Source organism: Brevundimonas sp. BH3 (assembly GCF_045345115.1).
GTDB lineage: Bacteria > Pseudomonadota > Alphaproteobacteria > Caulobacterales > Caulobacteraceae > Brevundimonas.
In genome coordinates, this window is sequence record NZ_CP150796.1 from 1,668,341 (window position 1) to 1,690,740 (window position 22,400).

General features: G+C 57.1%; 28 protein-coding genes and 5 tRNA genes. 7 read left to right on the forward strand and 26 right to left on the reverse strand.

Going from position 1 to position 22,400, the window contains the following annotated elements:
- The first annotated feature begins 1 nt into the window (after position 1).
- Complete coding sequence (locus WEU32_RS08060; RefSeq protein WP_406853415.1) at positions 2–901, forward strand: glycosyltransferase family 2 protein; 900 nt, start codon at positions 2–4, stop codon at positions 899–901.
- Between the two features lie 4 nt (positions 902–905).
- On the opposite strand, the gene WEU32_RS08065 is transcribed toward WEU32_RS08060, so the two are convergent.
- Together WEU32_RS08065 and WEU32_RS08070 are read right to left on the reverse strand one after the other, a co-directional pair.
- Complete coding sequence (locus tag WEU32_RS08065; protein WP_312137138.1) at positions 906–1,604, reverse strand: hfsB; 699 nt, start codon at positions 1,602–1,604, stop codon at positions 906–908.
- A gap of 43 nt (positions 1,605–1,647) precedes the next feature.
- The gene (locus WEU32_RS08070; protein WP_312137136.1) at positions 1,648–3,093 is read right to left on the reverse strand and encodes a chain-length determining protein; all 1,446 of its coding nucleotides are present in this window, start codon (positions 3,091–3,093) and stop codon (positions 1,648–1,650) included.
- A gap of 127 nt (positions 3,094–3,220) precedes the next feature.
- Between WEU32_RS08070 and WEU32_RS08075 the strand changes: the two genes are divergently transcribed.
- The gene (locus WEU32_RS08075; protein ID WP_406851549.1) at positions 3,221–3,910 is read left to right on the forward strand and encodes a polysaccharide biosynthesis/export family protein; all 690 of its coding nucleotides are present in this window, start codon (positions 3,221–3,223) and stop codon (positions 3,908–3,910) included.
- A 29-nt stretch (positions 3,911–3,939) separates the two neighbouring features.
- On the opposite strand, the gene WEU32_RS08080 is transcribed toward WEU32_RS08075, so the two are convergent.
- The 8 genes from WEU32_RS08080 to WEU32_RS08115 form a co-directional block, all read right to left on the reverse strand.
- Positions 3,940–4,016: transfer RNA gene (locus tag WEU32_RS08080), tRNA-Pro, on the reverse strand.
- A 55-nt stretch (positions 4,017–4,071) separates the two neighbouring features.
- Positions 4,072–4,572, reverse strand: a complete 501-nt coding sequence (locus WEU32_RS08085; RefSeq protein ID WP_406851550.1) for a DUF192 domain-containing protein — start codon at positions 4,570–4,572, stop codon at positions 4,072–4,074.
- A gap of 3 nt (positions 4,573–4,575) precedes the next feature.
- Positions 4,576–5,094 carry a cold-shock protein gene (locus WEU32_RS08090; RefSeq protein WP_312137130.1) on the reverse strand — a complete coding sequence of 173 codons (519 nt, stop codon included), beginning with the start codon at positions 5,092–5,094 and terminating at the stop codon, positions 4,576–4,578.
- Positions 5,095–5,318: 224 nt separating this feature from the next.
- Positions 5,319–5,393: transfer RNA gene (locus tag WEU32_RS08095), tRNA-Glu, on the reverse strand.
- 60 nt (positions 5,394–5,453) lie between these two features.
- Positions 5,454–5,528: transfer RNA gene (locus tag WEU32_RS08100), tRNA-Glu, on the reverse strand.
- Between the two features lie 134 nt (positions 5,529–5,662).
- Positions 5,663–5,737: transfer RNA gene (locus WEU32_RS08105), tRNA-Glu, on the reverse strand.
- A gap of 105 nt (positions 5,738–5,842) precedes the next feature.
- Entirely contained in the window at positions 5,843–7,648 is a 1,806-nt protein-coding gene (gene recJ, locus WEU32_RS08110; protein WP_312137128.1) for a single-stranded-DNA-specific exonuclease RecJ, read from the reverse strand.
- 111 nt (positions 7,649–7,759) lie between these two features.
- Positions 7,760–8,197 carry a hypothetical protein gene (locus tag WEU32_RS08115; protein ID WP_406851551.1) on the reverse strand — a complete coding sequence of 146 codons (438 nt, stop codon included), beginning with the start codon at positions 8,195–8,197 and terminating at the stop codon, positions 7,760–7,762.
- Positions 8,198–8,527: 330 nt separating this feature from the next.
- Between WEU32_RS08115 and phaC the strand changes: the two genes are divergently transcribed.
- Positions 8,528–10,237, forward strand: a complete 1,710-nt coding sequence (gene phaC, locus WEU32_RS08120; RefSeq protein WP_406853416.1) for a class I poly(R)-hydroxyalkanoic acid synthase — start codon at positions 8,528–8,530, stop codon at positions 10,235–10,237.
- Positions 10,237–10,611, forward strand: coding sequence for a hypothetical protein (locus tag WEU32_RS08125; RefSeq protein ID WP_406851552.1), 375 nt, complete (start codon positions 10,237–10,239; stop codon positions 10,609–10,611). Before phaC ends, WEU32_RS08125 begins: the two co-directional genes overlap by 1 nt.
- Positions 10,612–10,659: 48 nt before the next feature.
- Here WEU32_RS08125 and WEU32_RS08130 read toward each other — a convergent pair whose 3' ends face one another.
- Positions 10,660–11,718, reverse strand: coding sequence for a COX15/CtaA family protein (locus WEU32_RS08130; protein ID WP_406851553.1), 1,059 nt, complete (start codon positions 11,716–11,718; stop codon positions 10,660–10,662).
- Positions 11,719–11,856: 138 nt separating this feature from the next.
- Between WEU32_RS08130 and WEU32_RS08135 the strand changes: the two genes are divergently transcribed.
- Both WEU32_RS08135 and WEU32_RS08140 read left to right on the forward strand, forming a co-directional pair.
- On the forward strand, positions 11,857–12,108 hold the full coding sequence (locus WEU32_RS08135; protein ID WP_312137120.1) for a transglycosylase: 252 nt from the start codon (positions 11,857–11,859) through the stop codon (positions 12,106–12,108).
- Positions 12,108–12,338, forward strand: coding sequence for a DUF2842 domain-containing protein (locus WEU32_RS08140; protein WP_406851554.1), 231 nt, complete (start codon positions 12,108–12,110; stop codon positions 12,336–12,338). The genes WEU32_RS08135 and WEU32_RS08140 overlap by 1 nt, the downstream gene beginning before the upstream one ends.
- Before the next feature lie 66 nt (positions 12,339–12,404).
- On the opposite strand, the gene WEU32_RS08145 is transcribed toward WEU32_RS08140, so the two are convergent.
- From WEU32_RS08145 to WEU32_RS08175, 7 genes are all read right to left on the reverse strand, one after another.
- Positions 12,405–12,481, reverse strand: a tRNA-Pro gene (locus WEU32_RS08145).
- A gap of 75 nt (positions 12,482–12,556) precedes the next feature.
- Complete coding sequence (locus tag WEU32_RS08150) at positions 12,557–12,940, reverse strand: MerR family transcriptional regulator (protein ID WP_406851555.1); 384 nt, start codon at positions 12,938–12,940, stop codon at positions 12,557–12,559.
- Positions 12,941–12,942: 2 nt separating this feature from the next.
- Positions 12,943–13,251 (reverse strand): integration host factor subunit alpha, encoded by a 309-nt coding sequence (locus WEU32_RS08155; protein WP_312137115.1) that lies wholly within the window; start codon positions 13,249–13,251, stop codon positions 12,943–12,945.
- 74 nt (positions 13,252–13,325) lie between these two features.
- The gene (locus WEU32_RS08160; protein WP_312812987.1) at positions 13,326–14,303 is read right to left on the reverse strand and encodes a beta-ketoacyl-ACP synthase III; all 978 of its coding nucleotides are present in this window, start codon (positions 14,301–14,303) and stop codon (positions 13,326–13,328) included.
- Between the two features lie 4 nt (positions 14,304–14,307).
- Positions 14,308–15,333 carry a phosphate acyltransferase PlsX gene (gene plsX / locus WEU32_RS08165; RefSeq protein ID WP_406853417.1) on the reverse strand — a complete coding sequence of 342 codons (1,026 nt, stop codon included), beginning with the start codon at positions 15,331–15,333 and terminating at the stop codon, positions 14,308–14,310.
- Between the two features lie 114 nt (positions 15,334–15,447).
- Positions 15,448–15,969: a YceD family protein gene (locus WEU32_RS08170; protein ID WP_406851556.1), complete on the reverse strand. Its 522-nt coding sequence runs from the start codon at positions 15,967–15,969 to the stop codon at positions 15,448–15,450.
- Positions 15,966–16,382, reverse strand: a complete 417-nt coding sequence (locus tag WEU32_RS08175) for a ubiquinol-cytochrome C chaperone family protein (protein WP_406851557.1) — start codon at positions 16,380–16,382, stop codon at positions 15,966–15,968. Before WEU32_RS08175 ends, WEU32_RS08170 begins: the two co-directional genes overlap by 4 nt.
- 202 nt (positions 16,383–16,584) lie before the next feature.
- On the opposite strand from WEU32_RS08175, the gene WEU32_RS08180 reads away from it, so the two are divergent.
- Positions 16,585–17,064, forward strand: a complete 480-nt coding sequence (locus WEU32_RS08180) for an outer membrane protein assembly factor BamE (RefSeq protein WP_406851558.1) — start codon at positions 16,585–16,587, stop codon at positions 17,062–17,064.
- 60 nt (positions 17,065–17,124) lie between these two features.
- On the opposite strand, the gene WEU32_RS08185 is transcribed toward WEU32_RS08180, so the two are convergent.
- Genes WEU32_RS08185 through nrdR form a run of 8 tightly spaced genes read right to left on the reverse strand, consistent with a single transcriptional unit; the run spans position 17,125 to position 22,394 of the window.
- The gene (locus WEU32_RS08185) at positions 17,125–17,544 is read right to left on the reverse strand and encodes a hypothetical protein (protein ID WP_406851559.1); all 420 of its coding nucleotides are present in this window, start codon (positions 17,542–17,544) and stop codon (positions 17,125–17,127) included.
- Positions 17,545–17,597: 53 nt separating this feature from the next.
- Positions 17,598–18,587, reverse strand: a complete 990-nt coding sequence (gene thiL, locus WEU32_RS08190) for a thiamine-phosphate kinase (protein WP_406851560.1) — start codon at positions 18,585–18,587, stop codon at positions 17,598–17,600.
- On the reverse strand, positions 18,574–19,068 hold the full coding sequence (nusB, locus tag WEU32_RS08195; protein WP_406853418.1) for a transcription antitermination factor NusB: 495 nt from the start codon (positions 19,066–19,068) through the stop codon (positions 18,574–18,576). The genes thiL and nusB overlap by 14 nt, the downstream gene beginning before the upstream one ends.
- Before the next feature lie 35 nt (positions 19,069–19,103).
- Positions 19,104–19,547 (reverse strand): 6,7-dimethyl-8-ribityllumazine synthase, encoded by a 444-nt coding sequence (gene ribH, locus WEU32_RS08200; protein WP_406851561.1) that lies wholly within the window; start codon positions 19,545–19,547, stop codon positions 19,104–19,106.
- A 14-nt stretch (positions 19,548–19,561) separates the two neighbouring features.
- Positions 19,562–20,695, reverse strand: coding sequence for a 3,4-dihydroxy-2-butanone-4-phosphate synthase (ribB, locus tag WEU32_RS08205; RefSeq protein ID WP_312812973.1), 1,134 nt, complete (start codon positions 20,693–20,695; stop codon positions 19,562–19,564).
- Positions 20,695–21,285 (reverse strand): riboflavin synthase, encoded by a 591-nt coding sequence (locus WEU32_RS08210; RefSeq protein ID WP_167177470.1) that lies wholly within the window; start codon positions 21,283–21,285, stop codon positions 20,695–20,697. Before WEU32_RS08210 ends, ribB begins: the two co-directional genes overlap by 1 nt.
- A gap of 3 nt (positions 21,286–21,288) precedes the next feature.
- The gene (locus WEU32_RS08215; protein WP_406851562.1) at positions 21,289–21,915 is read right to left on the reverse strand and encodes a RibD family protein; all 627 of its coding nucleotides are present in this window, start codon (positions 21,913–21,915) and stop codon (positions 21,289–21,291) included.
- Positions 21,915–22,394, reverse strand: a complete 480-nt coding sequence (nrdR, locus tag WEU32_RS08220) for a transcriptional regulator NrdR (protein ID WP_167177466.1) — start codon at positions 22,392–22,394, stop codon at positions 21,915–21,917. The genes WEU32_RS08215 and nrdR overlap by 1 nt, the downstream gene beginning before the upstream one ends.
- Positions 22,395–22,400 lie beyond the last annotated feature (6 nt).

The following is a 22,400-nucleotide window of genomic DNA, read 5'->3' on the forward strand; positions in this document are numbered from 1 at the left end:
CATGCGGCGTCCTGAAAGTTTGGACCGTGCTGTGCGATCTTTATTCGCCCTAACGGATACTCACGCGGTCGAAAGATTGGTTATCGTCGATAATGACCCGCAGGCCACCGCCGAGGCCACCGCCCGCGCTCTGGCCCTCGAAACCCCTTTTCCGGTTACCTATGTGCATCAGCCACAAACGGGCATTGCAAATGCTCGAAATACCGGCCTTGCCCATGCGTCGGATGCCCGCTTCATTGCCTTTCTGGATGATGACGAAATTGCCAGTGCAAACTGGTTACAAGCCCTGCTGGACGTACAAAAGCGCTATGATGCCGATGTCGTATTTGGCCCGATAGAGGGTAAAGCCCCCGATGCCCGTACCAGTATCCGTCCCGTGGTCGAGGCGTTTTTCAGTCGCAATGGGCCCGATGTAGACACGCTGCTGGCCCGAAGCTATGGCTGCGGAAACAGCCTGATGAAGCGCCACACCGCTCTTAATGGCGATACCCCGTTCCAGGTTTCGGCCAACCAGACCGGCGGTGAGGACGATATTTTATTCGCCCGACTGGAAAAACAGGGAGCCCGATTTGCATGGGCCGCTCAAGCATGGGTGCAGGAGCAAGCTCCGTCACATCGTGCCAATCTGGCCTATCTGCTGCAACGCGCCTTTGCACGCGGACAGGGGCCCAGCCAGACAGCCGCCAGCCATGGTGAGATAGCGGCCCTTATACGTTGGATGGCTATCGGTGGCGGTCAATTGGTTGTTTTTGGTTTGGGCGGCATCGGGACCGGCATGGGTCTGACCCAAACGGGCGCAGGTTTGCTGATCCGCAGTGCCGAAGGATTAGGCAAACTATTATGGTTCAGTGGTTTGGAACCAAAACTTTACGGAGCATCAGAACTCAAGAGACGCAGCTAGGGTTTTAGCCCATAAATTTTTTCATCAGCATGGGTGGCTGATAGGTTGAGCGATTGATGACCATGCCCGTCACACGCCCGCCAGCAGACAATATCTGCTCTTTCAATTTAAGCGGCGGCTCCACGGCAGCATTTTCGCCGACAACAATGACCACATCGTCCATGAATGGTGCCATCATCAGTGCTGCATCCTCGGCATCAACTGATGGCGCATCGACAATCACAGCATCCACATGCTGGCTCAGAGCGGACCAATAATCGCCCTGCTTAATGATGTCGGCCACTTGTCCGGCCTTCAAGGCTTCCTGCTGAAAGCGTGTGGCATAGAGACGGCGCCCCAAAAACGGTTTGGCCGTCAAAAGACGTGCGGGGCGAATACGTGCGCCATTTTTATCGGAAAACGGCGGCTTAATCGTAAAGAAGCTCGAACCGTCGGGTGATCCGGCCACAGTGTCCCCTGCCCGACCAAAACGGTCGGGATGCTGGATCATATGAGCCTGTTGCTGTTGTTGCTTCAGGTCTGCATCTACCAGCCAGACAGGTTTTGTGGCCCGCACAGCCGCCAAACGGGCAAACTCGCGTGACACTGTGGAAACGCCCTCGTCCTTTACGGCGCTGACAAACATGATCAGACGGCCGCGATGGGATGGCGCAGCGCCCAGCGCCGTCCATAGCCCCGCCATTTCGGCTGTCAAATCCACCATGCGAATCGCTAAGAAACCTATCCTGTCACGATCCTAGCACGGCTTAGCTCTTGGATGGGGCAACAGCCAAAACTGGCAAACCGAAGGTACGCTGGGCGGAGGAGCGGGTCAGAACGCCCCGACGCAGATAAACACGCACCAAGCCAACACACAGAGCCGTAAAACCGGAAAACAGTATGAGAGCGGCCATCAGAGGCATTTTAAGGCTACGGCCCGATAGCGGCGGCTGAGCACGCTCGATGACCGTTACATTATCGGCACCGGCAGAAACCAGTTCGCCGTCAGCGCGGCTCTGTGTTTCTCGGAGTTGAAACTCGCGGATCGATTGGCTCAGAATCTCACGGTTGCCTGACAGGGTGGCATTCTTGGATTCCAGATCTGTCAGGCGTGCCTGCTTCATTCTTAAGTCGGCCAATTGCTGGTTCAGAACAGACAAACGGGCCGCCAAGGCGTCACGTTCGGCAAGTGTCGAGATACGGTTGGTTTCCAGATCGACCCAGATAGGGTTCGGTCCGGTGCGAACCTCCTTGGCCCCGACCGAGGTGCCCGTCTCTACAAAGGCTTGAAGGCGGCGGATACGCGCGTCGATTTCCTGAACGGGTGCCGCATCATTTTGATAGCGCGACAAAAGCTGCTCGCGTTCAGTGCGCAACTGCAAAATTTGATCGTGCGCCGAAACATTCAAATCCTGCTGCAAAGCAATCTCTGCCGGCGTTCTTGTCTGCTGAGCCATTAGCGTAGAAAGACGCTGCGCCGCTTGATTTTGCTGGGCCTGAACCGAGAGGCGTTCAGCAAAAATGGTTTGATAACTTTGCGAAAGCGCAGCCTTCGCCGTAGCAAAATCTCCGATATCATTAGACGCCAGAAATTCTTCATAGGCACGGTCCGCAGCTTCCAGCTCACTTTCAAACGCTGCGCGTTGGCTGCGGATGGCAGGCGTGGCGCGATCACGGAAAACTTCGCGACGATAGGTCAGGTATTGGTCGATGACTGTATTCAGAACCTGTGCCGCCTGTCGGGGATCATGACTGCGATACGACAAGCCAATCACTGGGCTTTCAGGGGATACGGAAACTTGCAGGGCATTGCTGACGGCCTGAACCGCCGACGCCTCGGCCCGTGAGGCCGCAGCAGCATTGGCAGCAGGTGCATTCTGGAACGTCTCTACACCCATGGCCCGTACAACGCGCTGTTTGACTTCCAGGCTATTCAGGATAGCCGCTTCGGACTGGGCGACTTCGGATGCATTTGGAGGCGCACCGTTATCTACGGTGCCGACGCGGGGCTGATAGACATATTCCTGACCGACACCGACAAACAGGGTGGCACCGGCAGCATAGGTTTTTTTCAGACTGAGAATGGCAACTGTGCCAAGGGCCACAATCACCAAAAAGACAATAATCATCAGCCACAGCTCACGTGTCAGGAGAGCAATGACATCGACCACGCCGTAACGGGGGCGGCCATATCCGGAGCTGATTGACGCCATGCGCATGAGCCTGCGAAAGATGAACCTCTGCTATATGAATGCCCTACAGGGTGTTAATCAGGCGTGAACCATAAATTCCGATCCTTGATATTCATGGCATCGGCACAGGGACCTCGGGGGGAAGCGAATGATCGATCGTAGATTTTTTCTCGGTGGCTTGGCCATTGCCGTAACAGGTTGCGCATCATCGGGCGCAGTCGTTCGTGATGGCGAGGATGCCATAGTCGGTTTTCGGCCATGGACAGACATCGAACCTCCCTATGTTCTGTTCCCCGGTGACGAAGTCGATCTGGTCCTGCCGTCGGCACCAGAGCTAAATCGCACTCTGATATTGGCACCCGATGGCCGTGTTTCATTGCCAATGGTAGGCCATGTGATGGCTGCCGAACGTAGCCTGCATGCTTTGGAAACTGATATCTCTGCAGCTTACGCCGAGCACCTCGTAAGGCCGGCCGTCGAACTTACTTTGCGCCGCTCTGGTCCTGCGAAGGTTTGGGTGAATGGTCAGGTGCGTAATCCGGGCGCCTACGACCTGCCCAGTGAACCAATCAATGCCTATCAGGCTATGATTCTGGCGGGTGGCTCCTCACTGGGCGCAAGAACCAGCAAAGCCGCATTGATTCGCCGGGGGCCTGATGGCTATCCGATGATGACGACTGTGGATCTGGGCAATCGCAGCCTGTTCTCGCCGCGCATTCGTCGTGGCGACATTATCTTTGTTCCGCGTACGGCCCTTGGCGAAGTCACGGCCTTCTTTACGCAGGTCCGTGAGGCCATGCCCATAGGGTTCAGCTATGCGTTGAACGGCTGGAACTGAGCTAAGATTTTAGGGAGAGATTTTTTCCGTGGTCGGGGCACGAGGATTCGAACCTCGGACCCCCTGCTCCCAAAACAGGTGCGCTACCAGACTGCGCCATACCCCGAGCCGCGGAAGCCGTTCTAATGTCACGGCTCGGCGTTTATCGCAACAGAAAAAACCTACTTTTTGAAGAAGTTGTGTTTAATTTGATCGCCGGGCTTGGCACCGATTTCATCCGCACGACCCGCACGCAATTCCAGAACACCGTTCGCTGCACCGTAGGACGGAATGGGAGCTTCGGAATAGGGTGTCGTGTGACGGGCAATCGAGACAATTTTGCCCGTTGGATCGATATAGATAATGTCGAGCGAACTGGGCGTATTACGCATCCAGAAAGATTGTTCTCTGGCTTGCGGAAATTGAAAAAGCATCCCGCGATCATCTGCCAGCGGCGGGCGGAACATCAGCCCCCTTGCCCTGGAGGCGTTGTCATCAGCGATTTCGACAAGGAAATGATGCTCGCCGCTCTGTGTTACGACAGAGAGCGGCTCTAGCGGACGTCCACGCTCGTCAACAACCTGCTTACCCGCCGCACAAGCAGATACAGCCAGACCCAAAGCAAGTACGGTAAGACCGCGTCGCGAGCACATCATAGTTTCGCCTTCCAAAAACAGGCGCAAACCTTACTGCGCGGGACGAATTTCGGCTACTACCAATCCTTTAGGACCTTCGGCAAAACGTACATCGACCGCATCACCCGGCAAGAGGTCTTCAAGCCCATTACGACGCAGGGTTTCGACGTGCACAAAAATGTCACCCTCGGCACTGTTGCGGACAACAAAGCCGTAGCCCTTGGTACGGTTGAACCACTTCACGACTGCCGGTTCCATTTCGCCGATCGGGGTCGCATCGACACCGGAGCGCTGAATCAGGGGGCGCTGTGGGCGAGAATCCGGAAGCGCTTCGTCCAGAGATTCTATGCGCACTACCTGCCAGCCCTTGGCACGACGTGCGCAGTCTGCACTGATACGCGCACCTTCACCGGCATCTTCACGCCCGATATCACGCAGGCTGCTGACATGCAGCAGAACGTCTTTCTGATCGGTATGATTCGAATCATCAGGCACGATGAAACCGTAGCCCTTACCGGGATCAAACCATTTTACGTGCCCCTCGACACGTACAGTATCGTTATCTTCCATCCCCACAGATCCAAACAAAAGCGAACAAGAGTTTCAATCTAGGCCGAAACCTTCAACTGAACGAACAGCGAAACTTAACACAGAATTTAGTGTCTCGTAGGGTGAAAAATGACTATTTTACATCCTTGTGATTTACGCGAGCAATAAAGCTACAAGCGCAACAAAATCATCCCGTACTTACAGGATAAGTATTTAGATTGTGGAGCTAGAATAGAGGCTTCGCGTGGCAGTCCCTAGGGGAATCGAACCCCTCTTTTCAGGTTGAAAACCTGACGTCCTAACCGATAGACGAAGGGACCGCAGCGCGAAAAGCGATCTAGATTGTATGGCTCCGACCTTGGTCGGAAAACCGGTCCGCGTGGCAGTCCCTAGGGGAATCGAACCCCTCTTTTCAGGTTGAAAACCTGACGTCCTAACCGATAGACGAAGGGACCGCAGCGCGAGGAGCGGTCTATTATCTGCCTCCGAACTTTGATGCAAGCAGCTTTCTCATCTTTCTTTGGTATTTGGAAAATCTCCAAAACCAGATGAAGCAGACTTGAACCGAGGTTCTAAAAGCAACGCCGCGTGGCAGTCCCTAGGGGAATCGAACCCCTCTTTTCAGGTTGAAAACCTGACGTCCTAACCGATAGACGAAGGGACCGCGTCGCGAACGTGTGGCTAGATAGACGGCGAATCTGTGAAACGCAACGGGGTAGAACGATTTCTGCGTCTTTTTTCAAAGACCTGTGACGCAGGGTCGCAAACGCTACGCCTCCATTCGAGGGTCGGCGACATCCTCGATTTCCAGTTGAACACCACGTCTGCCATTCCAGTCATCAGCCTTTAAGCGCCCTGAAACGCACAAACCACCCTGCCCTGACAACAACATGCGCCCTAAAGGCAGGTCAGCACAGCGCCACGCAATAGCCCTGACCGATGCCCCATCAGGGCCGACCAAACGACAGCGGACATGGCCGCCATTCATGGCCATCGGCTCACGCACCTGGATATGTTCGAAAGCAAACACCGGTTCGGGATTGGCTGGGCCATAGGGGGCCAGTTTTTCAAAACTTTCGAATAGGTCGCGTGTGGCGGAACGGGCATCAATCAGCGCATCAATCTCGACCCAGTCCAGAGCCTGCGCCGCTTCCTGCTCTCCGCTCAAGGCGTCATTCAAAAATGACCTCAAGGTTTCGAGATTGTCTGTGGCGACGGTCAGACCAGCCGCCATGGCATGACCACCCCCAGCAATCAGGACCCCCTCTTCCCACGCTTTTTGAACTGCACGGCCCAGATTCATGCCCGGCTGCGAACGACCGGACCCTTTGCCAATGCCGGTCACAGGATCAAGGCCCACGACGACAACAGGTTTGCGCCAGCGCTCCCGCAGGCGCCCCGCCACAATACCCACTACCCCCGGATGCCAGTCCTCGCCCGCTACCAACACACAGGCGGTTTCATCCTGATGTGCGCCCGTCGCCTCGACCATGCGAATGGCTTGCTCGGTAACATCTGCCTCGACATCGCGGCGCGCGCGATTCAACTCATCCAATTCACGCGCCAGCATATCGGCTTCGCGCGCATCCTGCGTGGACAGCAGGCTGGCCCCTAGATCGGAACGGCCAATACGTCCGCCCGCATTGATTCGCGGCCCCAGCACAAAACCGACCGTCTGCGACTTGGCTTCGCCCAGTTCGGCACCCGCCACCCTCATCAGGGCCGACAAGCCCGGATTATTCCATCCCGACATGGCCTTGAGGCCCAGACTGGCCAATGCCCGATTAAAGCCCGTCAGGCGGGTTACATCGCAAATCGCGCCCATGGCGGCCAGATCCAGCCACTGGCGGATATCCGGTTCGGGGTTAACGGAAAACAAGCCGCGCTGGCGTCCTTCGCGGTTAAGCGCAGCCAGGAGGACAAACACTACCCCCGCAGCCGCCAGATTCCCCTGTCCTGACGGGCAACCGGGTCGGTTGGGATTGACGACGGCCAAACATTTGGGAGGCTCTTCGCGCATCATGTGGTGGTCAATGACCACAACCTTCAGACCGATATCTGTAGCGTGTGCCACAGCCTCGTTGGCGGCGGCACCACAGTCCACGGTAATGACCAGATCGGCACCGCTGGCTTTCAACCGGTCAAAGGCTGGCGCACTTGGGCCATATCCTTCCTTCATCCGGTCCGGCACATAGATGGGCAACTCCGCCCCCAGATGCCTGAACCAGCGCACCAGCAGTGCAGCGCTGGATGCTCCATCGACATCATAATCCGCAAAAACATGGATGCTTTCACCCGCTTGTAGCGCATCCAGAATGGCTGTGGCGGCCTGATCCATGTCCATAAAGCTGGAAGGGTCAGGAAAAAGGGCGCGCAGGGTAGGGTTCAGGAAACTGTCGCCCTGATCCGGCGCAATCTCTCGCGAAGCCAGCGCTCGGGCCAACGGCTCGCTCAAGCCCAGTGACTGAATATGCGCTCGGGTGACGTTCGAATCTGCCGGACGCATGCGCCAGCTACGGCCCGATGTTGAACGACTGAAACCCAGAAACGACTTTTGCCCCGTATCGTCAGCCATGCGGCCAGTATCCTTGAACTTGTCAGTATCCTCGTGCTGTCAGTATCGATCAGAGGCGCTGATTCTCGACGCCTATCCTACGATTGCGTCAAGCACGGGCGTATAGAAGGTTTAACGCAGAGGCCGGTCCACGGGCGGCGGTGCCTTCGCGCGTTCGCGCAAGGATGCCGCAAAGGCCTCGATTTGAGCAGGCGTATCTGCTGTAGGGATTTCGACATTGTCTGCGTTCAAGCGTTGACGGATCGAGGTGACAAACTGCTCGGTGTCACCCAGTTCCCAGTCAATCGCCGCCACTTCGCGACCCAACTCGCCTTGTGATGCCTCTAAACTACTGACCGCGACGCGAACACTGGCTGCATCGGGAACATTCACAGGCGCATCCGGAAAGTCCTGCCAGCGAGGGTAGTCGCGGTTCGCGCTGACAAGGGAATCGATTCTTGTCGCCAATGGCGAGGCCGGATCAGCCGGAGGGTCAAAGGCACACGCCGACAGCCCTACACATAGGGAAACAACGGCAACCGGCTGCAATACGATTTTCACAAGATTCACGTTCATATCCCGCGCATTCATATGCCAACATAGTGTGCGGCGAAAGGCATACGCCTATTCCTTGCTCTGGAGAACAGAACGGTGACCAAACCTGCGGCCCCGATTTCGACCGGTAAAACGGCTTCAACAGCAGCTAAGCGCTCTCGTTCGGCCACTGCAAAATTGCCTGCGGCCCAATCTGCCAAACCAAAGGCATCAGCTAAGCTCAAAACTGCTACCGAAGCCACGGCCAATAATGCTCCGCCGCGCGAGAGCGAAAGCGGGTCGGGTTTCGGTGCAGAACACATCAAGCAAATTGAGCAATTGTCGTTAAATCTGGCCAAGGCCGCCATGCTGGCGCAGTCAGCTCTGGCCGAAGTGGCTCTGTCTCAGGCGGATCGCCCTGCGGCGCTTTCGGCCGATCCGTTCAATGTGACACCCGCCATGGGCGCAGTGATGAGCAGTCTGGCCGCCAAACCGGAAAAGCTGTTCCAGGCACAGGCTGATTTGTTCAATCGCTATATGGGTCTGTGGACCACGGCCACGCGCCGCGCCATGGGGGAAGAACCCGAAGCCGCTCCGGCCACCGACAAACGGTTCCGCGACCCTGCATGGTCGGAAAATCCGGTGTTCGACATGATGCGCCAGTCGTATCTGACAACAACGGAATGGATGCATGCACTGGTCGCCAGCGCCGATGGCATTGACCCTAAGGTCAAGCGTCAGGCCGAGTTCTTTACCCGATTGCTGACCGACGCCTTGTCGCCCTCTAATTTTCTGGCCTCTAATCCGGTCGCGCTGAAAGCTCTGGCCGAGAGCAATGGCGAGACTCTGGTCAAGGGTATGCAGAATTTCGCGACCGATTTGGAACGCGGTCGCGGTCGTCTTGCCATTCGCCAGACCGATACGGACAGTTTCAAAGTCGGGGAAAATGTCGCCACATCGCCGGGGCAAGTGGTCTGGCGCGACGATTTGTTCGAGCTTTTGCAATATGATGCAGCGACGCCAAAACAGTATGCGATCCCGCTGCTGATCTTCCCGCCGTGGATCAACAAGTTCTACATCCTCGACCTGCGCCCCGAAAACTCGATGGTGCGCTGGCTGACAGCGCAAGGCTTTACCGTCTTTGTTTGCTCGTGGGTCAATCCGGACAAGGACAAGTCGCACTATAATTTCGACGACTACCTCGAAAAAGGCATTTACCGCGCCGTTGAAAAGGTACTGGAGCAAACCGGCCAGAAAACCGTGAACACGGTTGGCTATTGCATTGGTGGCACCCTGCTCGGCTCCGCTCTCGCCCATGCTGCTGCCAAGAAAGACACACGTTTCAGCAGCGCCACATTCTTTGCCGCCCAGCACGATTTTGCCGAATCTGGCGATCTGGCCCTATTTACCGACGAGCACTGGCTGGCCGAAATCGAGCGCCAGATGGATGAGGCAGGCGGCGTACTGCCCAGCACCGCCATGGCTGATACCTTTAATGCCCTGCGAAGCAACGACCTGATCTGGTCGTTCTTTGTCTCCAACTATCTGATGGGCAAAGATCCGCCCGCCTTTGATCTGTTGGCATGGAACGCCGACCAGACGCGTATGCCCAAGACGCTGCATCTGGATTATCTGCGCCGCATGTACGGTCAGAATGCTCTGGCCAAGGGCGAGATCACCATGGGCGGCGAGACCATTGATCTGGGTCGCATCACTGTGCCGGTCTATTTCCAGGCCAGCCGCGAAGACCATATTGCGCCCATGCGCTCGGTCTATCGCTCGGCACGCCTGTTTGGCGGTCCCGTCACCTATACGCTGGCCGGGTCGGGCCATATTGCGGGCGTGATAAACCATCCTGATGCAGGCAAATATCAGCACTGGGTCAACGCAACGCTTCCCGAAACGCTGGAAGAATGGCAATCGGGCGCTGAACAACATCCGGGCAGCTGGTGGCCGCATTGGGGAAAATGGCTGTCGGCTCTGTCCGGCAAGCAGATTCCCGCACGCGATACTGCCAAAGGCGCGCTGGCTCCGCTGGAGCCTGCACCCGGATCCTATGTTAAGGTCAAGTCCTGATGCGTTTTGAACCCAATGCCCTGCTCGCCGTAACAACCGGTTGCGCACTGGGCGTTCTGATTGGCAGTGCCGCCATCTTTGGCGAACCCGGTCAGTTACTGAAATATGTACTGATCGCAGTCGTCGTGACAGCGCTCTATATCCCGCTGAACAACTGGATGAAGAAACGCGCCGGACAACAAGTCCGACCGCTGATCCATCTGGAATCACAAGTCTCGGCCATGTGGGCAAACATGTTTCCCGCGGTCGTCACCCTTGCCGCCTTTATCCCCGTAATCTGGATGGGGCATGATTACGGACTTCTGATCGTCATTGCTTCGGTCTGGTTTGCAGGCACAGTCGCCTCGGCCTTAGCTGCCCGTAAAGCCGCATAAAAAAGCGCCGGAGAAATCCTCCGGCGCTTTTTTTGATGAGCTAGGTGATTAGCTACGGGGTCCCGAATTGAATATCCGGGGACGAGCGCGCCGCACCAACCACAAATTCAAGGTCGCCAGACCTAGAACAATCGCAGCTACAGCCTGATGCACTACGCCCAGCGTAATCGGCACCGCATGTATCAAGGTCAGAATACCCAAAACGGCTTGTAGCCACAGGCTCAGCGCCAGCGCATAGGCCGCCGCGCCTGATCCTTCGGACAAACGCCAGCGCCATGCCTGCACAGCATAGGCCGTACCGAAGGCCAGCAGGATATAGGCACCCAGACGGTGATTGAACTGCACCAGTCCCTGATCGTGCAGGAAGGCCAGACCGCCCTGCCCCCATTCGACCGGCGGGAATAAGGCACCGCTCATCATCGGCCAGTCCGTAAAGACCATGCCAGCCTTGGAACCGGCCACCAGACCACCAAGCAGGCACTGGATGAACACCGCAGCCAACAGCAGATTGGCCGCAATATTCCAGCCACGCGAAGGACGGTTGAACTGCTCGCCCGACCATGCCTCGAGACCAGCCCAGATCAGACCGGCAAAAATGATAAAGGCTAGTCCCAGATGCGTCGCCAGACGCTCGGGTGCCACATCCACACGCTCGCTGAGACCGGATGACACCATCCACCAGCCGATAAGCCCCTGCAAACCGCCCAGACCCAGCAGGATCGCACAGCGCAGCACCAGACGACGCGGCATAATGCGAAAAACAACAAAGATCAGGAACGGTACGGCAAACGCTATACCGATCAGACGGCCCAAAAGGCGGTGGATCCATTCCCACCAGAAAATGTATTGGAACTCGCCGAGAGTCATTCCCGCATTGACCAATTGGTACTGCGGAATCGCCTTGTATTTTTCAAAGGCCTCAAGCCAATGCTCGTGCGTCATCGGGGGGATTGCCCCCATGATCGGCTTCCATTCCGTGATTGATAGACCTGAGCCCGTCAATCGCGTCGCACCGCCCACAACGACCATGGCAAAAACCAGAGCCGCACACACAAACAACCAGATTGCCACAGACCGGCTGTGGGTGACTTCACCTATACGCATCATTCGACGCCTGCTCTTTGCCCCGATATGGTGACCGTCTATCGTCAGACGGAGAACAGAGGGGTATGCCCCTCTCTCGCTACGATTTCGAGTCGCATTCTTGCATTAAGCGTCACGGTTGTTTGAGGAGGCAATTTGCCTATGCCCTATATTGAACTGGCCGTGACCATCGCGGTCGTGTCCGTATTGGCTTTTCTGGCCGACCTTCTGGCTGGCCGCCGTGAAATGCCGGCCTTTTTTATTGTGGCCTATACGGGGGCTATTTGCGGCGTATTCCTTGTGCTGCGGGTATTTGCCCTTGTCACTCTGGATAGCTGGATATGGCCCGTATGGGCCGCTGGCGGCGCTATAGTCGGCCTACTGCTGTATTTTATCTTCCGGAAAAAACGCTGATGTCGCCACGTCTCAGAAAACTGATTGCCGCCATTATGGTCATGGCCTTCCTGACCTTCTGGGTGTGGGGCGCTGTCACCTTGTCCGGCTTCGTGCCCGATATCTTCTGGGTAGAGGCAATCTATTACGCCATTGCAGGGATTGGCTGGGGCATTCCGCTGATCCCTATGCTGCGCTGGGCTGAAAAGCCAGGCAAGGGCGGGCAGAATCATCCCGCAGATCCCCGATAGGATGCAGATACGAAAAAAGGGCACCCGAAGGTGCCCTTTTCATTTCGACCAATTCCTTGGAGGAAATGGTCGGAGCGACAGGATTCGAACCTGCGACCCCTTGACCCCCAGTCAAGTGCGCTACCAGGCTGCGCCACGCTCCGAAGACGCTCCGTATAGACGGGCAAACTGCGGACCGCAAACCAAAAAAGTGGCTTATGAACAATAAGCTGCGACTATTATGCCAAGACAGCGTTCAGTCGCGCTTGTGCCGCCTCGATCTGCTCTAAAACGCGGGCAAGATGAAGGGAATTGATGCTAGGCGGTACGGTATCCGGCTTATCCAAGGCTTGTGCTGAGGCTGAAGCTTTCCCTGAACGCACCGACTTGTCTTTAAACAGGCGCTCTACGCCTTTAATGGTCATACCTTCATCGTGAAGAAGGCGACGGACATCCTTAAGGATAAGGATGTCCTCGGGGCGATAAAAACGCCTGCCGCCCGCACGCTTAACCGGCTGGATAAAGTCCAGCTTTCCTTCCCAAAACCGCAAAACATGTTGCGGAACCCCGACTTCTTCTGCGGCTTCGGAAATGGAACGAAAGGCTTGTGGGCTTTTAGTCAAAATCAATCCTCGACAACGGCGTCGTGGACCCTCGATTTCATGATTTGGGAAGCGCGGAAACTGATGACACGACGCGGATTAATCGCGGCCGGTTCGCCAGTTTTCGGGTTACGGCCCATGCGGGCCCTCTTTTCCCGAACCTGGAACACGCCAAAGCCGGACAGTTTGACCGTCTCGCCGCGCTCCAGAGATTCAACCACTAACTCGAGTGTACGCTCTACTAGACCTGAGCATTCCTGACGTGACAGGCCCACTTCATCGTGAACCGCGTCACACAGATCTGCTCGGGTAAGGGTGTGCTGTCCCGACACTTGCGTCTCCCCGTTATCAATCAGGGAGTCATACAAAGCCAAAACGACGAAAAATCAAAGCACTCTTTGCAGAATCACAAACGGAATGCGCATGCGCCCCACGTTAATCCTCCGCCCATGGCCTCGATTACGATTAAATCACCGCGTTTTATGCGGCCATCCTTTATGGCTGTATCCATTGCCAACGGGATTGAAGCTGCCGAAGTATTAGCGTGCAGAGCCACTGTGGACACCACACGGTTTTCGTCCAATCCTAGACGTTCGCCAACACCACGGATGATTCGCGCATTCGCTTGATGCGGGACAAACCAGTCGATGTCAGCAATAGTGATGTCTGCGGCTTCGGAGGCCGCTACAATCGCTTCGGAAATATTCACCACAGCGTGGCGGAACACCTGATTGCCGATCATGCGTAGGTGGCCGACAGTCCCCGTTGTGGCAGGGCCACCATCGACATATAGCAGATCGGTCTTGGAACCATCACAACGCAAGGCAAATCCCAGAACGCCCTGATCGTCCTTGGTGCCATTGCCCTCGCGCGGCTCCAGTACAAACGCCCCTGCCCCATCGCCGAACAGAACGCAGGTGGTACGATCTTCCCAGTCCATCAGACGGGTCATTTCTTCGGCACCGATCACAAGCGCACATTTGGCATGACCACGGGCAATGAAGCCATCAGCCACGCTCATGGCATAGACAAAGCCCGAACAGACAGCCTGAACGTCGAATGCGATACCGACGGGCGCACCCAGCTTCTTTTGGACAATGGCCGCCGTCGCCGGAAAGGTATTATCCGGCGTGGTCGTAGCGACGATAATCAGGTCCACATCCGCCGCCGTCCTGCCCGCATCGGCTAGCGCGCGAAGCGCGGCCTCAACAGCCAGATCACTGGTTGGCTGATCATCAGCCGCCTTATGACGCTGATGGATGCCTGTCCGTTCGACAATCCATTCATTGGACGTATCGACGGTTTTGCTCAGTTCTTCATTGGTCACGATATGCGGGGGCAGATAGGAGCCCACACCCGTAACAGCCGTCCGAACTATGCTCACTCGACTACTCCCCGTCCGTCTTGACCGCCAGATCGGCCATCTCGGCCATCCGGGCCAGATTGGTGCCGACCTTGGTCAGATAATCACTGCGCGCCAGATCAACAGCCACGCGAATAGCATTTCCAAAGCCCTCGGCAGTCGCGCCACCGTGGCTTTTCACAACCAGGCCGTTCAGCCCCAGAAGCGGGCCGCCATTGACGGTACTGGGATCAATCTTGCGCGACATCTGTTTCAAGGCCGGCATGGCAATCAGCGCACCAATCTTGGATTGAATCCCCGACTTAAGCGCATCCTTGAGCAAGGTACCGATAAAACGAGCTGTACCTTCAGCGGTTTTCAGGGCGATATTGCCGGTGAAACCGTCCGTTACGATCACGTCCACCGTGCCCTTGGCGATGTCGTCGCCCTCGACAAAGCCATAATAGTTGATCGGGAGATGACCGGAGCGCAGCATAGCGTGCGCCTCGCGCACGGCATCATTGCCCTTCATTTCCTCAGAACCAACGTTCAGAACACCTACAGTCGGTTTTTCAATGCCGTGAACAGCCGACTGGAAAGCTTCGCCCATGATGGCGAACTCGACCAGTTGCTTGGCATCCGATCCGATATTGGCTCCGACATCCAGTACTGCTGTGGTGCCCCTTAGAGTCGGCCATGAAGCAACGATCGCCGGGCGCTCCAATCCCGTTGCGGCCATCCGCAACTGCAATTTGGAAATTGCCATCAAGGCACCGGTGTTACCAGCCGAAACAACAGCTTGAGCTGTACCGTTTTTCACCGCCTCAATAGCGTTCCACATACTGGAACCCTTGCCACGACGCATGGCCTGGGCAGGCTTTTCGTCCATCGCCACAACCTTGTCGGTGTGGAAGATGGTGCAGTCAGCATCCGTCAGACCGTGCTTGTCCATTTCGGCGCGAATAAGGGCTTCATCACCATGCAGATGGAAATGAACCTGTTCGCCACCGAAACGGGCACGGTAAGCCTTAATGCCGGGGACGACGACCGACGGGCCGTGATCGCCACCCATGGCGTCTAGAGAAATCAGGGTCTTGGATGCCAAAGGCTTCGGGTCTCCAGCACAGCTAGCGGCTGTACTTATCGGTGTAATAGTCAGTGTGGATGCAACCAAGGCGACCCAAGGTCAACCTTGGCTCGAGTCTTTCAGAGATTTCAGAGCCGCAAACGGTGAAATTTCCACGGGTTCAGGCGGCTGTACAAAGACGGCTCCGTCCTTGCGCGGGAAAGGATCAAGCGACAAAAACAGTTGTTCAACCGCATATTGGCCGAGATCAATTTTCCCATCTTCGATGACATCGGGAAAATCGTCATCCAGTTCGATGTCGATCTCGCCGTCTTCGTTGTTCTCGGGTTCGGCTTCATGGACGAAGTTGACGGTAAAGTCGCGATCCACGCTCACCGGCATCGGCTCCAGCGAAAGGCCGCAGGTCTGCACAACCTCGGCTCTAACACGACCTTGCATGCGAAAACCGGAAACGGTCGGAACCAGAGCCATATCAACAGTCAGGGAATCCAGCGACGCCAAATTTAGCGCCTTGGCGATGCGTGCGCGATCGGCGGTTTCAGGCGCAAGTGTGCGTTCCAGCAAATTGCCGATCTGATGAAGCCGGACAGGCTCGCTATAGGGAAGTTGAATTTGGGTCATCCGTTAATTTGCGCCCATTGCGGCGCGTGTTCAATCTCGGCCATCGTCTGACGGCTCAGGGCCTGATGGCTGGCAAGGGCATAGTCAGCCAAGTTAGCCGCATGTTCGTTATCATCGGCCTCGTAGACATTGCGGGCGATGGATACGATCAATGCGTCGCGGTCACCTTCAGAGAGCGCTTTTTCATAGCTGGCCATACGGCCATACAAAGCTTCGCCCAGCTTACGCATTTTTTTGCCTACACCGACATCGCCGACACCTAGTTCGCGCAGAACATTATCCAGCGCGGATACATAGTGATCGAACAGCTTCTGGGCCAGCGTCGCACCCCGATCATTTTCATGTCTTAGGCGCACATAAAGCAGCAGGACGTGGAGGGTATATATCTCGAATCGCGCATCGATACGGTCCATGACGCCTAAATCCGTATAAAAAATCGGCTGGCGCGCCTGATCTACAGCCTTGGCATAGAGTTCTAAGGCCTCACGTTCGACAGGTTTGGGTCTGAATAGTGATTTGAACATATTATTTCATGGCCCTCATGACTCCGCGACGTTGCACTAAGGCGCTCCGGAGGTTAGGTCAAAGAACAGTTTTCGCAGAGGCCCATCGCAGATGCTCCGCACCAAGTCGCTTCTTGCCGTGATTTCCCTGACCGTCCTGACCGCTGCCTGTGCGCCGCGCGTTTCGCCACAGGGTTTTCAGGTCATCGACAACAAGCCCGAAGACATTGTCGTCGGCACCGATACCCGCGAATCCGTCCTGACGAAATTGGGCTCGCCTTCGACCGCTTCGACCTTTGAAGCCGAGAACGTCTGGTATTACATCTCGCAAACGACCGAGCGCTATACCTACAGCACGCCCAAGGTCACCCAGCGTAACATCACCGAAATTACTTTTAACGAGCAAAGCGGTGTTGTCTCTGGCGTTCGCAGCCTGAATCTGGACGACAAGGTCGATATCGCAATGAACAAGCGCGAGACGCCCACCCGTGGTCGTTCGCTGACGGTTCTGGAACAGCTTCTGGGTAATGTCGGTCGTGGTCAACTGCCGCGTACGGACGAAGACCAGCCCGGTCAGCAGCGTCGCGACTAATCCGTCATCATTACAGAAACAAAACGGCCCCGAGCATATTCGGGGTCGTTTTTTGTTGGGCTATCTAGCAGGAGCTACTGGCACAGTTCGCACCCGCCTCCGCGGAGTCTGGCGAACAATCTCCACACGCACCACATTGCCGCGCCCCAGATGGGTGGCCGCGATTTGCATCACGGCCGTCGCCAAAGCTCTCTCATCAATGCGGTTCCAGTTATCCGCCATTCCGAAAGAGCGTCTGTGGCCTTCGCGGACCAAGGCATCACGCATCACTGTATCTTTCGCACGAGCCTTCTCGACGGCAAATCCAGCTTTCAGATGCAGTTTCATCTCGACAAAAATGTGGTTGCGAACCCGCCCGTCTATAAACACAGGCAAGCCTACACCAGTCATGGTCACCCATGCCGCCTCGGGCACAGAGGCTTCAGGCGAAGCGTTTGCCATGGACGGGACAACCCACATGGCGGCAAGGGCAAGGATCAATCTGCGGCGCTGCATGCGCCTGACAATAAGGCACAGCTCTTAGCAACTGATTGCTAGCCGTGCGTCCACCCGGTTTTCTCTGGCGTGGCATCCTCGCCATGATAGCGTACGATCAAGCCCGCGCCTTCAACCACCTGTCCAACACGGGTCAGGCGCACATGACGGCGGTCAGCCTCACGACGGATGGCCTCTTCCTGCGAGGCCGGCACGGTAAAAACGATCTGGTAGTCGTCACCGCCACTGGCCAGTTGTTGCAGCGCGGCCAGTTCATCCACACGTCCCGAAAACCAGCTATCGGCCGCTGCCGACAAGGGCGTGACCTCCAGTTCCAGTTCGATGCGTACATTGCTGGATTCAGCAATACGTCCTGCATCGGCCATCAGACCGTCAGAGACATCGGCGCTGGCAGTGGCCGATTTGAGGATAATGTCGGCAAACTCGGTTTGGGGCATGGGCTGGCGATATGAGCGGCACAGATAATCCAGCCGGTCTTGTTCCAGTTTCAGCGTGCCCTGACACGCTTGCAGGCCCAGCCATCCATCACCGATTGTGCCCGTCACAAAGACCACATCACCCGGCTTGGCTCCACCACGATGCACAGCGCGCCCTGCAGGCACCCAACCCAGCATGGTCACCGAGAACGTCAACGGACCCGGTGTCAAAACCGTGTCGCCGCCCAGCAGGTAGATATCGAAAAGCGCCTGATCTCGGCGCAAGCCCGCTACAAAGGCCTCGCGCTCCGGCCAGCCGCACCGTTCGGACCAATGGCACGCCAGCAGATAGCCGAACGGCACCGCGCCCTTAGCGGCTATGTCGGACAGGTTCACGCGCAAAAGCTTTTGCGCCAACGTATCCAGAGGATCTTCGGGGAGAAAATGCACGCCCTCGACCAAGGCATCCTTGGTCAGGATAAGATCATACCCCGGACGGGACGGCAGGGCGGCCACATCATCGGCCAGCCCCCTCGCCCATTCAGGGTGCGCCAGCGGCTTGAACAGCCGCTGGATCGTCTCGAATTCGCCTACGGCATCAATCGCGGGCATCGCGTGCCACGGCGTCCAGCGCCGCGTTCACGAATTTGGATTCCGCATCGTCGAAGAAGGCCTTGGCCAGTTCGACATACTCGTCGATGACGATTTCGCGCGGTACTTCGGTCTTGTGCTTCAGTTCCCACGAGCCGCAACGCAGCAGAGCACGCACCGTCGAGTCCAGCCGCTCCATGCGCCAGTTCGACGCCAGATGCGCCTTGACCAGCGTATCAATCGCCGACTGGTCCTCGACCACACCACGAACGATGTCCGCGAACCAGTCTTCGTCGGCTTCGGCCATGGTCTGACCGTCAATGTCACCGTCAAAGCGGAAATTGCGGAACTCGCGCACCACCTGTTCAACCGGCTCGCCGATTAGCTCCATCTGATAAAGCGCCTGAACGGCTGCAAGACGGGCCACGGTGCGCGCACGACGCTGACGGCTGGTCAGTTGCGGCTCGGCCTTGGTCTTATGGGCTTCATCTAGTTGCGCCATCACTTCGGCGACGGTTGCGGGTTTGGGGGCGTCGGTCACGAGGCCAGTCCTTTAGCCAAGCGTTTACGCAGGTTGATCAGGTCCAGACAGGCGCGAGCGGCAAAACCACCTTTGTCAGCCTCGCTGGCGCGAGCACGGGCCCAAGCTTGATCTTCATCCTCGGTCGTCAGGATACCATTGCCGATGGCAACGCCCTTCAGACCCAGTTGCGAAATCGCCATGGCCGATTGGTCAGCAACGATTTCGAAGTGATAGGTTTCACCACGGATGATGGTGCCCAGCGCAACATAGCCGTCATAGCGCGGCGCGGTCGGTAGACGACCAGCGTCTTCGGCCATGGCGATCACAGTCGGCACTTCCAGTGCGCCCGGAACCGTCACAACGTCGAATTCAACGCCCTGCGCGCGCAAGGCATCCTTGGCCCCTTCAAGAAGGGCGTCAGCCAGATCGTCGTAGAAGCGTGCTTCGACAATCAGCACGCGGTAAGGATCGTTTAGGATTGTTCTTCTCCGTCCATGTCACACCAGCCGACAATGCGCAGGCTATAGCCTTCCAGCGCCGTCGGGTTGGGGCGTGTGGAACTCATTAGTTTCATGTCGCGAACGCCCAGATCCAGCAGGATCTGCGCACCCACGCCATAATTTTTGAGGGCACGATCGACGGCGGCCGGCTTGTCGCCGCCAACCAGTCGCTCGGAAAGTCTGTGAAGGCCCGGATCGCGCAAAAATACGGCAATGGCGGGGCCGTCATGCTTGCTAAGGGCCTGAAGCGCACGCGGGATATAGTCCTGACGCGCTTCGATATGGCCCAGAAGGTCCGCGGCAAAGTCGATCTGGTGCATACGAACCAGCGTGGTCTGGTCGGGCGTAATATCGCCCTTCACCATCGCCACATGCTCGTTGCCTTCGATGGTGTCACGATAGACCACCATGCGGAAAGTACCGCCATAGATGCTCTCGAACGGCGTATCCAGCGCACGCTCGACAAAGCGCTCGGTGCGGCGGCGATAGGCGATCAGGTCGGCAATCGTACCGATCTTCATACCATGGAGCTGCGCAAACGAAATCAGCTCCGGCATACGCGCCATAGTGCCGTCGTCGTTCATGATCTCGCAGATCACACCCGCAGGCGTCAGCCCCGCCATACGGCTGATGTCTACGGCTGCCTCGGTGTGGCCCGTGCGAACCAGAACACCGCCATCGCGCGCGACCAACGGGAAGATATGGCCCGGCGAGACGATATCGTCGGCACCCTTGGACGGATCAGCCGCCACCTGAACAGTGCGTGCACGGTCAGCCGCCGAAATGCCGGTCGTAACGCCCTCTTTGGCCTCGATCGAGACTGTGAAGGCCGTGCCCATGCTCTCGCGGTTTTCCGCAGCCATCGGCGGCAGGCGCAATTGCTTGGCACGATCCGCCGTCATAGCCAGACAGATCAGGCCACGCGCATGCTTGGCCATGAAGTTGATCTGGTCAGGGGTCGCGAACTGGGCGGGGATGATCACATCGCCTTCGTTCTCGCGATCCTCGGCATCCACAAGGATGTACGGACGCCCGTTACGGGCATCGTCGATGATATCTTCGATCGGGCTGATCGGGCTATCGGTCATGGTCGCTGTCAGTTGCATTATGCGGTCTCCTGCCACCGGGCGAGGTAACGCGCCAGCATATCAATCTCGAGATTGACCTTATCCCCGACCTTTAGCGAGCCCAAGGTCGTGGCTTCCCACGTGTGGGGAATGATGTTCACACCAAATACGCGGCCCTCGACCTCGTTGACGGTCAAGGACACGCCATCAACAGTGATCGAGCCTTTGGGCGCGATGAAACGGTGCAGAGGCTCGGGAGCCTCGAAACGGATACGGTGTGAGCCGCCTTCCGGCGTGATGGATGCCACCGTGCCCAGACCATCCACATGGCCCGAAACAATATGGCCCCCTAGTTCGTCACCCAGCTTGGCCGCGCGTTCCAGATTGATGCGCGAGCCTTCGGCCCATTCGGCCAGCTTGGTCTTGGACAGGGTCTCACCCGAAACCTCGACGGCGAACCAGCCATCGCCTTTTTCGGTTACCGTCAGACAGCAGCCAGCATGAGCAATGGACGCGCCCAGATCGATCGTCGTGGTGTCCCACACGGTCTCGATTTCATAGCGCCAATCCCGCTCGGTACGCTGCACGCTGCGAACGCGCCCGATGTCGGTAACAATACCGGTAAACATAGTTCAGACCTTCTCGTAACGTTCCCACAAGTCGTCACCCGAAGGCTGGACTGCAAGACGCCGGAAACGCGGAGCATCAGAAAGTTTCGTCAAATCGAGCGCAGCAATACCCGAACGGCCGCTATCACCCAAGATCATAGGTGCGCGGAACCACTCGATTATATCGACCACACCCGCCTGAATGAAGCTGGCGGCAACCCTGCCCCCGCCTTCGATCAGCAAGGATTGAATACCTTCGCCCGCCAACACGGCCAGAACCGCCCCGACAGATGGCCGACCATTAGAATCAGCATCAACACGCACAACGCGCGACGTGCCGACCTGTTGTGGCTCAACCGCTGTCAGGATCAGGGCATTATGGGCCAGTTTTGCAGACGATGGCGTCCGCAGGCGGCTGTCCAGCACAACCCGTAAGGGCTGTTTCGGTTCTTCGCCCGCAATCCGCGCCGTCAGTTGCGGATCATCGGCCAGCACCGTCTCGATCCCGACCAGAATAGCATCATGACTGGCCCGCAGATGATGCCCCTGAAGACGCGAGGTTTCGCCTGTGATCCACTGGCTTTCGCCAGAGGCCATGGCAATCTTGCCATCCAGAGACGTCGCCAGTTTAAGCGTGACGCGCGGGCGCATCAGTCGTCGCCGTAAAGCGGCTTGTTCTCTTCAAAGCCCTCGTCGCCGAGGAATTTGGCGAAGTCGCTGGTATGGCGGAAGTCTTTATAGACCGAGGCGTAGCGCACATAGGCCACTTCATCGACGCTCTTTAGCGCCTTCATGATGAAGTCACCGACGACGTGCGACTGGATTTCGGTTTCGCCCAAGCTCTCTAACTGGCGCACGATGCGGCTGACCAATTGTTCCACTTGATCGGGCGTCACCGGACGCTTTCGCAGCGCAATGCCCAATGAGCGTTCCAGCTTGTCACGGTCAAACGGCGTGCGACGGCCGTTGCGCTTCAGGATCACCAGTTCGCGCAACTGCACCCGCTCAAAGGTGGTGAAGCGCCCTCCGCACTGCGGACACGAGCGACGGCGGCGGATAGCCGAACCGTCGTCTGACGGTCGGCTGTCCTTAACCTGAGTGTCGGCGTTACCGCAGAAAGGGCACTTCATTTCAGA

Excerpts from the sequence above, each read along its gene's own strand:
- WEU32_RS08060 (WP_406853415.1), top strand. The coding sequence starts at position 2 with ATGCGGCGTCCTGAAAGTTTGGACCGTGCTGTGCGATCTTTATTCGCC.
- WEU32_RS08065 (WP_312137138.1), bottom strand. The coding sequence starts at position 1,604 with ATGGTGGATTTGACAGCCGAAATGGCGGGGCTATGGACGGCGCTGGGC.
- WEU32_RS08070 (WP_312137136.1), bottom strand. The coding sequence starts at position 3,093 with ATGGCGTCAATCAGCTCCGGATATGGCCGCCCCCGTTACGGCGTGGTC.
- WEU32_RS08075 (WP_406851549.1), top strand. The coding sequence starts at position 3,221 with ATGATCGATCGTAGATTTTTTCTCGGTGGCTTGGCCATTGCCGTAACA.
- WEU32_RS08090 (WP_312137130.1), bottom strand. The coding sequence starts at position 5,094 with ATGGAAGATAACGATACTGTACGTGTCGAGGGGCACGTAAAATGGTTT.
- recJ (WP_312137128.1), bottom strand. The coding sequence starts at position 7,648 with ATGGCTGACGATACGGGGCAAAAGTCGTTTCTGGGTTTCAGTCGTTCA.
- phaC (WP_406853416.1), top strand. The coding sequence starts at position 8,528 with ATGCTGGCGCAGTCAGCTCTGGCCGAAGTGGCTCTGTCTCAGGCGGAT.
- WEU32_RS08125 (WP_406851552.1), top strand. The coding sequence starts at position 10,237 with ATGCGTTTTGAACCCAATGCCCTGCTCGCCGTAACAACCGGTTGCGCA.
- WEU32_RS08130 (WP_406851553.1), bottom strand. The coding sequence starts at position 11,718 with ATGATGCGTATAGGTGAAGTCACCCACAGCCGGTCTGTGGCAATCTGG.
- WEU32_RS08135 (WP_312137120.1), top strand. The coding sequence starts at position 11,857 with ATGCCCTATATTGAACTGGCCGTGACCATCGCGGTCGTGTCCGTATTG.
- WEU32_RS08140 (WP_406851554.1), top strand. The coding sequence starts at position 12,108 with ATGTCGCCACGTCTCAGAAAACTGATTGCCGCCATTATGGTCATGGCC.
- plsX (WP_406853417.1), bottom strand. The coding sequence starts at position 15,333 with ATGGGTGGCGATCACGGCCCGTCGGTCGTCGTCCCCGGCATTAAGGCT.
- WEU32_RS08170 (WP_406851556.1), bottom strand. The coding sequence starts at position 15,969 with ATGACCCAAATTCAACTTCCCTATAGCGAGCCTGTCCGGCTTCATCAG.
- WEU32_RS08175 (WP_406851557.1), bottom strand. The coding sequence starts at position 16,382 with ATGGACCGTATCGATGCGCGATTCGAGATATATACCCTCCACGTCCTG.
- WEU32_RS08180 (WP_406851558.1), top strand. The coding sequence starts at position 16,585 with ATGCTCCGCACCAAGTCGCTTCTTGCCGTGATTTCCCTGACCGTCCTG.
- thiL (WP_406851560.1), bottom strand. The coding sequence starts at position 18,587 with ATGCCCGCGATTGATGCCGTAGGCGAATTCGAGACGATCCAGCGGCTG.
- nusB (WP_406853418.1), bottom strand. The coding sequence starts at position 19,068 with ATGGCGCAACTAGATGAAGCCCATAAGACCAAGGCCGAGCCGCAACTG.
- ribB (WP_312812973.1), bottom strand. The coding sequence starts at position 20,695 with ATGCAACTGACAGCGACCATGACCGATAGCCCGATCAGCCCGATCGAA.
- WEU32_RS08210 (WP_167177470.1), bottom strand. The coding sequence starts at position 21,285 with ATGTTTACCGGTATTGTTACCGACATCGGGCGCGTTCGCAGCGTGCAG.
- WEU32_RS08215 (WP_406851562.1), bottom strand. The coding sequence starts at position 21,915 with ATGCGCCCGCGCGTCACGCTTAAACTGGCGACGTCTCTGGATGGCAAG.
- nrdR (WP_167177466.1), bottom strand. The coding sequence starts at position 22,394 with ATGAAGTGCCCTTTCTGCGGTAACGCCGACACTCAGGTTAAGGACAGC.